Below are 11485 nucleotides of genomic sequence, written 5' to 3'. Positions count from 1 at the left end.
TCCGTCATCGGTCCCCGCCCTCGAAGGCGGCGAGGATGTCGTCCAGCACGCCCGGCCGGACCGAGGACGAGGTGCGGACGGCCGGCCGGTCCCGTTCGGCGACCGCGCGGCGGCACGCGGCGAACGCTTCCCTGACGGCGTCGGCCAGGGCCCGGTCGTCGCCGCCGTCGCGCCAGGCCGCCGGGTGGCGCAGTTCGACCATCAGGTCGCCGTCGCTGCGCCAGGCGACGATGTCGAGGATGTACGGCGAGCGCAGGTTCGCGTCGACGGTGACCTCGGCCGGCAGGTGGGCCACCTCGATCCCCTCGGTCCGTCCCCCCTGTTCGCCGAGGTAGTTGACGGCGACCTGGGGGCGGATCCCGGTGAGCGCCTCCCGCTCCCGGCCCAGGTCCGGGTCGAACCGGCACAGCGGCCCGTATCCGACCCCCTTTCCGGGCAGCCGGTCGAACGAGCGCCGGACGGCGTGCAGGGTGTCCGCGGCCCCGCCCCCGACCCGCACGAGGTGGGGGTGGACGGCGGTGAACCAGCCCACGGTCCGGGTCAGGTCGCGCGGCTCGGCGAGCGCGTCCCGTCCGTGCCCTTCGAGGGTGACCAGGATCCGGTCGCGGTCCCGCCAGGCGCCCAGGGCGCGCGCGACGACGGCGAGGACGGTCTGCCCGGCGTCGGCTCCGTGGGCCGTCCGGGCCGCGTCGAACACCTCCGCGACCTCGGCGGCCGGGAACCGGAGCACCTGGGCGACAGTGTCCGCGCGCCGGACGTCGTCCTCGTCGAACAGCCGCCCCGCCGCCGCGGCCTGCCGGGCCAGTCCGGTCCAGTACGGCAGCTCCCCGCGGAAGCCGCCCTCGCGTGCGCGCTCCGCCAGTTCCGCGGTCCACGCCGGGAACGGCAGGGACGCGGGGGCCGGCGGAGCGGACGGGTCGGCGAGGCAGGCCAGCAGGTCCTCGACCAGGATCCCCCACGAGACCACGTCCACGGCCAGGTGGTGGGCGGCCAGGGCGCACCGCTCGCCCCGCTCGCCGAGCCCCGTCGCCAGCGCGACGGCGGGGCCGTTGTGCACATCCACCCGCCGCTGCAGCGCCGCGAGGTAGTCGGTGAGGTCGTCCCCGGCCAGGCCGGGGGGCGCGGCCTCGGCGTGGACCAGGCGCTCCTCGTCGGGGCCGCACAGCACCAGCCCGTCGCCGTCGATCCGCACGCGCAGCGCGTCGTGCAGGCGGACCAGCCGTTCCACCGCCTCCACCAGGTCCCCGCCAGGAAGCGGGCGGTCGGCGGTGAGCAGCAGGCACTGGGTGAACACCCGGTCACGGTCCTCGGCCTCGTCCATGAACGCCTGCTGGACGGGGCTGGGCACCAGCGGACCCGTCACCGGCTCCCCGTAGTGGGGCTCTTGACCGCCCGGGTCGGCCGCCCCCCGGTCGGCGGGCGCCCGTTCGGCGAGCATCCGCACGGTCGGGGCGTCGATCAGGTCGGGGACCTGGATCTCCAGGCCGTCGGCCTTGAGCGCGGCCGCGATCCGGATGGCCGTGATCGAATCCCCGCCGAGGGCGAAGAAATTCGCGTCGATGTCGGCCACCTCGGTGCCCAGTGCACGCGACCACGCCGCGGCGATCCGCCGCTCGGCGCCGGTGCGCGGCGGGACGGCCGACGCTGACGCCCCCGCCTCCGGGGCGGGCAGGGCCGCCACGTCCAGCTTCCCGTTGTCGGTGAGCCGGACCTCCCCGTCGACCGGGACGATGAACGAGGGAACCATGTAGCCGGGCAGCCGCTGGCTCAGGGCGCCGCGCAGGCGCGCCTCGTCGGGTTCGGCGCCGTCCTCGTAGCAAACCCACAGGCACAGGCCCCGGTTGCCCTCCCCCGTCTCGTGGACCGCGGCGTGGGCCCACCGCACGTCCGGCTCGCCGACGGCGGCGTGCACGATCTCGGCGGTCTCGATGCGGTAGCCCCGGAGCTTGACCTGCTGGTCGATGCGGCCGGTGTAGAAGAACAGCCCGTCGCTGCGCAGGGTGACCAGGTCACCGGTCCGGTACAGCCGCTCGCCGGGGACGTCGGGCGACTCCACGAACCGCTCGGCCGTCAGCTCGGGCCGGTTCAGGTAGCCGTCGGCCAGCCCGGCGCCGCCGATGCAGAGCTCCCCGGGGACGCCGATCGGCCGCATCCGCAGGTCCTCGTCGAGGACGTACAGCGAGGTGTCGTTGATCGGCCGTCCGATGGGGACGGCCTCGCGCCCGTCGTAGGAGTCGAAGACGTGCACGGCGGCGAAGACCGTGGACTCCGTAGGCCCGTAGCCGTTGGCGATCCGGCCCGGTCCGAGGAGGCGGAACGCCCGCTCCACGTGGGCGGGCGAGGCCGCCTCTCCCCCGAAGATCAGCCTACGGATGCTGCCCAGGCGCTCGGGGACGCCGTCGATCAGGGTGTGGAACATGGCGGCGGTGATGAAGAAGCTGGTGACGCCGTGGCATTCGATCGCCGTGCCGAGCCGGTCGAGGTCCATCACCTCCTCCCGGTCCAGGAGCACGAGCGCGGCGCCGTTAGTGAGCGCGGCGAACATGTCGTAGACCGACCCGTCGAAGGAGTAGTCCGACATCAGCAGGAACACGTCGTCGGGGCCGGCTGGGTAGAACACCGGCCGGCGCACCACACGCAGCACGCTCTCGTGGCGGACCACCGTGCCCTTGGGCACGCCGGTGGTGCCGGAGGTGTACATGAGGTAGACCGGGTCCGCGCCCCGGCTCGGCAGGCCCGGGTCGGTGCCGTCCCCGTCGGCGGCCGCGGACGCGACGGCCTCCGGTTCCACGATCCGGACCCCGTCGTCGGCGAACCCGCGGGCCTGCTCGGCCTGGCCGGCCGTCACCACGACGGTCCGCGCCCCCGAGTCCTCCAGCATCAGCCGGAGGCGTTCGCGGGGGAACCCGGTGCTGAGGGGGACGTAGTGACACCCTGCCTTCAGCACGCCGAGGACGGCGACCACCATCTCCGCCGTGCGGTCGGCGAGGACCGCGACCGGGGAGCCGGGCTCGGTCCCCTGCCGGATAAGGTGGTGCGCCAGGCGGTTGGCCCGCGTGTTGAGCTCGCCGTAGGAGACCCGCCCGCCGTCGGTGATCAGGGCCGTGCGGTCCGAGGCGGCGGCCTGCCGCTCGAAAAGCCGGTCGACCCCGCAGTCCTCCGGCGGCGGGGCCGGTGTCGCAGCGAAGCCCCGGATCAGCGCGGCTTCCCGGTCGGGCATCAGGCGCAGGTCCCCGACCGCGTCGGCGTCGTCCGCCGCGAGGACCGAGCGCAGCAGCACCGCGTAGCGGTCGGCGTAAAGCCGCAGCGTGTCCTCCTCGAACAGCGCGGTGGAGTACTCCCACTCCATCAGCAACCGTCCGCCGGACTCGCGGGCGCTGAGCGTGATGTCGTACTTGGCGCTGCCGTCGTCGAACGTCACCACCCGGTCCCCGTCGTGCTCCAGACCTATGTCGGTGTTCTGGTACACGAAGCAGGTGTCGAACAGCGGCCCGCGCCCGGGTTCGCGCCGGGGGCGCACGTCCTCGACCACGGTCTCCAGGGGGCAGTCCTGGTGCTCGAAGGCCTCCAGCACGGTGGAGCGCAGGCCCTCGAAGAACCGGCCGACGCCGCTCCCGGGGTCGACGGAGGCCAGCAGCGGCAGCGTGTTCACGAACATGCCGACGACGTCGGCGTAGCCGGCGTCCGGCCGCCCGTGGACGGGCGTGCCGACGACGACGTCGCGCTGCCCGCTGAGCCGGCTCAGCAGCTGCTGGTAGACGCCGAGCAGGACCATAAAGGGCGTCAGGCGGCGAGCCCGCGCGTAGGCCTTGACCTGCTTCAGCGTCGCGGCGTCCACCTCGGTGAACAGGGTCGCGCCCGCGCCGGAGGCGGCGTCGGTGCGCTTGCGGTCGGTGGCCAGGTCCAGCGACGGGACGCCATCGGCGAACCGGTCCCGCCAGTAGTCGCGGGCGCGCAGGACCTGCGGGGAGCGCTCGTGCTCCAGCAGGCCGGCCATCGCCGACCGGTAGTCGCGGTCGGGGGCGGGCGACTGGTCGCCGTCCATGATCGCCGCGAGGTCGCGGAAGAGGATCCCCATCGACGTGCCGTCGGTGACGATGTGGTGGAAGTCGATCGCCACGGCGGTCACGCCGTCGTCGAAGGCGAAGCACCCGATGCGGAAGAGGGGCCCCTCGTCAAGCCGGAACGGCCGGACGAAGTCCGCCATCTCCTCCCGGGCCCGGTCCTCGTGGGTCCGCCCGGGGCCGGGGGCGTCGAGGCGGCGGTGGTCCACCGCCGCCTCGACGTCGGCGTGGATGCGCTGCACCGGTTCGCCGTCGACGAGATGGAAGGTCGCCCGGAGGGCGTCGTGGCGGCGGGCCAGCTCGCGCACGCCTGTCTCCAGGCGGGCGGCGTCGACCGCCTCGTCGCTGATCGTCAGCCCGGTGATGTTGTAGGCGACCGAGTCGGCCGACCGGCCGGAGGTGTGGAACATGGAGCGCTGGGCGGCGGTGAGCGGGAGCTCGTACTCCGCGGGCGCCCCGTCGCCGACGCCGCCCGCGCCGCGCTCGGCGGCCTCGGGGGCGCGGTCGAGGCGGGCACGGATCCGCTCCTCGCCGAGCCCGAGCTCGGCGACGGCGGCGGCGAAGTCGTCGAGCACCGGTCTCTTCAGCAGGAGCGGCGGCGGCACGGCCAGATCGAATTCGGCGTTCAGCCGCTGGACGATCTTCAACGAGGACACCGAGTCCCCGCCCAGGGAGAAGAAGTCGTCGGTCCCGGTGAGCTCGGAGTGGCCGAGGGCCTGCGACCACACCGCCGCGACGACGGTGCGGGCGGTGGGCGCGGTGTCCGAGGCGTCCCCGGCGTCCCCGGCGTCCGCCCAGCGCGCCAGCAGGTCCCGGAGCGGGTCCGTGCCCGTGTCCGGTGCCGGTCCCCCGGCGCCGGACGGCGCGGCCGGGGCCACGGTCTCGTCCCAGTAGCGGGCGTGGTCGAAGGGCTGCGGGGGCAGCGGGACGCGGCGTCCGCCCGGAGCGGCGTCCGCGGATAGGGCGCCGCCGCCGAGGTAGCCGGCCGCCTCGTCCAGGGCGCCCCGGAACCGTTCGGGCAGATCGGCGCCGCCCGGCCCGGGGGGCGTGCGCAGCACGGCCGTGCGCCCGCCGACGAACGGCTCCTCCTGCTCGGCGCGCGGGCGGAGCAGGCGCTCCAGTCCGGCCCGCAGGCCGGCGCGGTCCTCGCACAGGACGGCGGCCCGCACCGGCTGGTGCTCGCGGCCGCCGCGCATGGTGCGGCAGACGTCGTCGAGGCGGTACTCGGGGTGCCGGTCGAGGGCCTCCAGCTGCCGCGCGGCGGACCGGGCCAGCAGGGGCTCGCTGCGCGCGGAGATCAGGTAGAGGCGGGCCCCCTCCGGTTCCCGCGGCCGCGGCGGCGCCTCCGGCGCCTCTTCGAGCACCACGTGGGTGTTGGTCCCGGTGAGGCTGAAGCTGCTCACGCCCGCCCGCCGGGGGCCCGCGTCCGCGTCCCACTCGGCGAGCCGGTCGCTCACGTACACCGGCGAGTCGACGAGGTCGAGGTAGGGGTTGGGGACCTCGAAGTGCAGCGACGGCGCGAGCGTCCGGCGGTCGAGGCACAGGAGGGTCTTGACCAGCGACACCAGGCCCGCCGCCCCGACCGTGTGCCCGATGTTGGACTTTACCGAGCCCAGCGCACAGAACTGCCTGCGGTCGGTGAACTCGCCGAACGCGGCCGTGAGGCCCTTGACCTCAATGGGGTCGCCCAGGGCTGTCCCCGTGCCGTGCGCCTCGATGTAGGAGAGCGTTTCCGGCCGGATACCGGCCCGCTTCCACGCCTTGACGAGCACCTCCTTCTGGGCGCGGGCGTTGGGGGCGGTGATGCCGTTGCTGCGGCCGTCGTTGTTGACCGCGTTGCCGAGGACGACGCCGTAGACGTGGTCCCCGTCGGCCGTGGCCCGGGACAGCGGTTTGACGTGGACGGCGACCACGGCCTCGCTCCAGACCGTGCCGCGGGCGCGGGTGTCGAACGCCCGCACCCGGTCGCCGGACTCGGTCTCGCTGCCGAGGCTGCCCGGGGAGAGGAAGAGGTTGATCCCGGCGACCAGGGCGCTGTCGCAGTCGCCCTGGCGGATGGCCTTCATCGCCGAGTCCAGCGCCACCAGCCCCGACGAACAGCCCGTGTCCGTGACCGTCGCCGGCCCGCGCAGGTTCAGGTGGTAGGAGATTCGGCTGGCCAGGATGCCCGGCCACGACCCCGCGAACGCCGCGAAGTCTACCTCGGACAGGAACGGCAGGTAGGACATGCTCAGCCGGTGCGAGTGGTCGTTGCCGACGAAGATCCCCACCGGTGCTCCGTCCAGGTCGGGGCGGGCGTACCCCGCGTCCTCGACCGTCTCGATGAGGACCTCCAGCATCAGCCGCTGGTAGGGGTCAAGCTCCGTGGCCGCCCGCGGGGGAATGCCGAAGTACTCCGGGTCGAACAGGTCGATCCGGTCCAGGAACCCGCCCCGGCTGAGGCCGGTGGGGTCCGGCAGGACCCGGCGCAGGTCGTCCATGCGGCCCGGGGGGAAGTCGCCGATCGACTCGCGTCCCGCCACGAGCCCGTCCCAGAAGCGCTCCTTATCCGGCGCACCGGGCAGCCGGCAGGCGATCCCCACGACGGCGATCGGCTCCCCGCCGGGGCCCTCCGGGCGGTCGGCGGCCCGGGAGGGCTCGACCGCCCGGATGAACTCCTTGGCCCGTTCGACGTCGAGGTGCTCCTCGCGCACCTGCGTCAGCAGGTACTTCAGCAGCTCCTTACGCGTCTGCTCCCGCGTTCCGGTCACCACCGCTCCCCGCCGTCCTCGATGTCGCCGAAGACCGACATCAGCTCCGTGTCGCCGAGCTCGTCCAGGGCCTCGCGCAACGACCCGCCGTCCTCCGGCCCGGAGGCCCCGCCCCTGTCCGCGCCACGCCTGCCGTCGATGTGGTCGGCGAGGTCGACGACAGTGGAGTAGGAGAACAGGTCGGCGACGTCCACCGTCTCGGGGTAGACCTGCTCGACCTTCGACAGCAGGTTCGCGGTCATCAGCGAGTTGCCGCCCAGGTCCTGGAACCCGGTGTGGGCGTCGATCTCCGCGAGGCCGAGCACCGCACCGTAGATGGCGGCGATCCGCCGCTGGGTCGGGGTCGGGTCTGACAGGCCGGTCAGCACGGCCTCGCCCCCCGCCTCCGTGAGCTCCGGCTGCTCCTCCGCGGCGCTGCGCGCCGCCGCGGCCACCTCGGCCGGGACGGTGAAAGGCAGCGTGTCCCACTCGCGATGCAGCACTGGCAGGTTGAAGTCGGCCGGGACAGCGCCGTCGGCGGGGTTCCGCAGGAGGTGGGCCAGCCACGCCAGGCCCTCGCGGACCGACACGGGCCGGAACGGGGCGTCGTACGCGTCCACCCCGTGGTCGACGGCCATGCCCGCCCCGGTCCAGGTCGGCCAGTGGACCGACAGGGCGCGCGCGCCCGCCGCCCGCGCGCCGGCAGCCAGGGAGTCCATGAACGCGTTGGCGGCGCTGTAGTCCCCTTGGCCGAACCCGCCGGCGACCGACGTGATTGATGAGAAGAAGACCACGAAGGGGTCGGGGTGGTCCGCGGCCAGGGCCAGCAGCGCGACGCCGCCGTCGACCTTCGGGGCCAGGACCGCGTCGTAGTCCTCCCACCGCTTCGACCCCAGGAAGCCGTCGCCGGCGACGCCCGCCGCGTGGACGATGCCGGTCAGGCGCACTCCGTCGGCCTTCAGGCGCTCGCCCAGGTCCCGGACCTCCTCGGCCCGGGACACGTCGCAGCGCACGTACTCGGCCGCGCCGATCCGCTCCAGGCTCCGGCCCTTCGCCTCGTCGAGCGCCGAGCGGCCGACCAGGACGATCCGTTCCGCCTCCTGCGCCCCCATCTCCTCGGCGATGCTCAGGCCCAGTCCGCCCGCACCGCCTGTGATCAGAAAGGTTCCCCCGGCGTAGGGGTTCTCGGCGGACCTGTCCTCGGCCGCAGTGGCCCGTTCCAGGTGCCGGGTGTAGACCCGGCCGTCCCGGACCGCCCGCGGCGGGGTCCCCGGAGCGCCCAGGCACTCGCGGGCCAGCAGGTCCGCGTCCGTGCCGGGCGGCGCGTCGACGACGCCGACCGGCATGTGCTCCTGGCCGATCACCACGGCCAGTGCGGCGGTGGCCGCCGCGTAGGGGTCGGTGGCGGCGTCGCCGTCGGCCACCCGCCAGGCGTTGCTGCCGAGCACCCGCAGCCCGAGCGGGAGCTTGACCCGGTGGGCGAGGAGCCCCTGGTAGAGCGTGAACAGCGTGTCGACGCCGCCGGCGCGGCGGTCCGCGTGGGCCAGGCCGGTCGGTGCGGTGGCATCGGCGGCGAAGAGCAGGCCCTGGGCCCCCTCCGCGCGCAGCCGGGTGCACACCTGCCGCACGTCGTCCTCGCCGGGGGCGCCCGGGGCCAGGAGGCACGGCACGGTTTGCGCGCCCGCCGCGGTGAGGGCGGCGACGAGGTCGCGGCCGGCGTCGGTGTCGGCCGCCACGACCCCCCAGACCGCGTCCGGCTCCGCCCGCTCCCCGGCCGGGGCGGTCTCCTGCCAGCCGGCCCGGACGTACCGGCGGGGGCCCGTGACGCTGAAGCGCGTCCAGTCGACCCTCTTGACGGTGTAGCCGGTGATCCGCCCGAAGACCGCGCCGTCGGGGCCGGCCAGGTCGATGTCGAAGGTCATGGTCTCGTCGCCGGGGGCGCCGCGGACGGTCTGGACGAGCGAGTAGTAGGACTCGGGCGCCGGCCCGTGCAGGACGAAGTCCTTGTACATGTAGGGCAGGTAGGTCTGGCCTTCGGCCTGCGACCTGACGTTGACCGCGTTGTCGAGCATCGCCGGGTGCAGCCCGTAGACAGCCGCCTCGGCGTCGGTCCCCTGCCGCATCCCGAGCAGCGCCAGCGTCCGGTCCCCGCCGTCCCACTGCGCGCTCACCGAGTCCCAGCGCGGGCCGAACCGGAAGACGCCGGTCTCGGCCTCGAAGGCGACGGGGTTGGCCACCGTGTCCGCCGCGCCCTGCACGGCCGGCAGGTCGACGGGGTCCCGGCGGTCCCCGGCGGGCGCCGCGCCTACCCTGCCCTCGACGTGCGGGATCCACTCCTCGCCGTCCTTGCTGGCCACCTCGAACGTGTAGTCCCCGCCCGACCGCTCCAGCCGGGTCCGCACGCTCGCCCCGGCTCCGTCGTCGACGGAGAGCGGGACGCGGAAGACCACGTCCGCGAAGCGCACGGCACCGTCGCCGGCGACGGCGGCATGGGCGGCCCGGGCCATCTCCAGGTAGGCGGTGCCCGGCACCACCGCCCTGCCGTCGATCCGGTGGTCCGCCAGCACCCAGTGGTCCTCGACCGACAGCACGTTCTCGAACACCGCGCCGGTGTCCGACCGGCCGGCCCGGGCCCCGAGCAGCGGGTGCTCGCGGGCGCTCTCGAAGCCCTGCACCCGGGTCCGCAGCGGCCGGGCCCAGTGGCGGGTCGGCGTGAAGGGGTAGGTCGGCAGCGGCACCCGCCTGCGGGCGTCCCCCCGGTGGTACCGGGCGAAGTCGATCCGCGCGCCCCGGACGTAGAGCGCGGCCAGCCCGGCGAGCCCGTCCTCGTCCGCACAGGCCCCGTCGGCGGAGGGCGCGTCGGCGAGGAACGCGCCAGCCTCGGCCGACAGGCGCTCCAGCGCCTGCCGGGTGGTCTCGGTGGCGCCGAGGGTGCCCTTCTTCTCGCTGACGACGGTGTGCACCCCGTAGTGGACGCCCCGCTCCCGGTCGGTTCCGAGGCCACCGGAGCGGAGGCGGTCCAGCGACTCGGCGAGCCCCTCCCGGGTCTCGGCGACGACCGCGACCCGGTGCTCGTGGTGTGCCCGGCCGACGTTGGAGGTGTAGCAGATGTCGGCCAGGGACCATGGGCTCTCGGCGAGCGTACGGGAGTACCGGTCCAGCAGCTCACGCAGGGCCTCGTCGGTGCGGGCGCTGACGGTGAGGCAGTAGCGCCGCCTGCGATGTTCGTCGGGGCGGTAGGCGGGCGCCTCCTCCAGCACCATGTGGCAGTTGGTCCGGACGAAGCCGAACGAGCTGACCGCGGCCCGCCGCGGGCTCCCCTCGGGGGCGTCCCAGTCCGCCAGCCGGTCGTGGACGTAGAGCGGGCTCTCCGGGAAGTCGATGTAGGGGTTGGGGACCTCGAAGTTGGCCGTCGGGGGCAGCACACCCGTCTCGAGCGCCTTGACCACCTTGGTGACGGCGGCGACGCCGGAGGCGCCCACCATGTGCCCCATGGAGGTCTTCAACGAGCCGATGCCGCAGAACTGCCGGCGCGGCGTGTGCCGGCGGAACGCGTCCGACAGGCCCTTGGTCTCGATGGGGTCGCCGAGCGCGGTGCCGGTGCCGTGGGCCTCGACGTAGGTGATGGTCTCCGGGTCGACGCCCGAGGCGGCCCAGGCGTCGAGGATCACCCGCTCCTGGAGTTCGGCCCGCGGGGAGGTGATGCCCCTGGACGTGCCGTCGTTGTTGATGGCCGACCCCTTGATCACCGCCCGGACGTGGTCGCGGTCGGCTAGGGCGCGCGCCAGCGGCTTGAGGACGACCATGCCGGCGCCCTCGCCCCACACGGTCCCGTCGGCCCGGGCGTCAAAAGTGCGCACGGCCGAGTCGCGGGACTCGACACTGTCCATCGTCGCCCCGGACATGTACGCGGCCTTCACCTCGCCGACCTGCGAGAGGTTGAGCCCGCCCGCGATGGCCATGTCGCACTCGCCGTTCTGCAACGCCCGGACCGCCTGGTGGATGCAGACCGCGCCCGCTGAGCAGGCGGTATCGGTCATCAGGCACGGGCCGGTGAGGTCCAGGGCGTAGGAGATCCGGCTGGCCACCAGGCCCTCCCACGACCCGGACAGCTGCATCGGGTCGCGCTCGGAGAACATCCGGTAGTAGGAGTAGTTCGTCTGGTCGCGGCCGAGGAAGACCCCGGTGCGCGTGCCGCGGACGCCGTCGCCGCCGTACCCGGCGTTCTCGATCGCCTCGTAGGCGACCTCCAGGCCGATCCGCTGGTGCGGGTCCATGTAGTCCGCCTCCAGCGGCGGAATGCCGAAGAAGCGCGCGTCGAAGGCGTCGATCCGCTCCAGGTAGCCGCTCTTCGAATAGATCTGGTCGAGGTCGGCCTCGTCCACGATCGATCCGAGGATGACCTCGGAGTAGTACGGGTTTTGCAGGATCTCGTACATGTCCGCCTTGCGCGGGGCCGGGAAGTCGCGCACGCAGCTCTCGCCCCGCCACAGCAGGTCCCAGAACGCGTCGACGTCCGGGGCCGAGGCGTAGCGGCCGGCCATCCCGATGACGGCGATCTCGGCGTGAGACGAGGACGCGGCCACCACTTCCTGCAGCAGCGCCTTGGCCTCCTGTCTGTCGATACGCCGCTGCGCGACCTGCTCGAGGATGAAAGCCTTCACCTTGTCCATCTGGCATTCCGATTCTGTC

General features: G+C 74.0%; 2 protein-coding genes. Both read right to left on the bottom strand.

Annotation, left to right across the window (positions count from 1 at the left end):
- Positions 1-4: 4 nt before the first annotated feature.
- On the bottom strand, positions 5-6814 hold the full coding sequence (locus HNR23_RS02835; protein ID WP_184073187.1) for a non-ribosomal peptide synthetase: 6810 nt from the start codon (positions 6812-6814) through the stop codon (positions 5-7).
- Complete coding sequence (locus HNR23_RS02830; protein ID WP_184073185.1) at positions 6811-11466, bottom strand: type I polyketide synthase; 4656 nt, start codon at positions 11464-11466, stop codon at positions 6811-6813. The genes HNR23_RS02835 and HNR23_RS02830 overlap by 4 nt, the downstream gene beginning before the upstream one ends.
- Positions 11467-11485: the final 19 nt, after the last annotated feature.

Origin of the sequence: Nocardiopsis mwathae (assembly GCF_014201195.1) — a bacterium.
GTDB classification, from domain to species: Bacteria; Actinomycetota; Actinomycetes; order Streptosporangiales; family Streptosporangiaceae; genus Nocardiopsis_C; species Nocardiopsis_C mwathae.
Note: the sequence above shows the minus strand (reverse complement) of the source record. Positions and strands in the feature narration are given on the sequence as shown.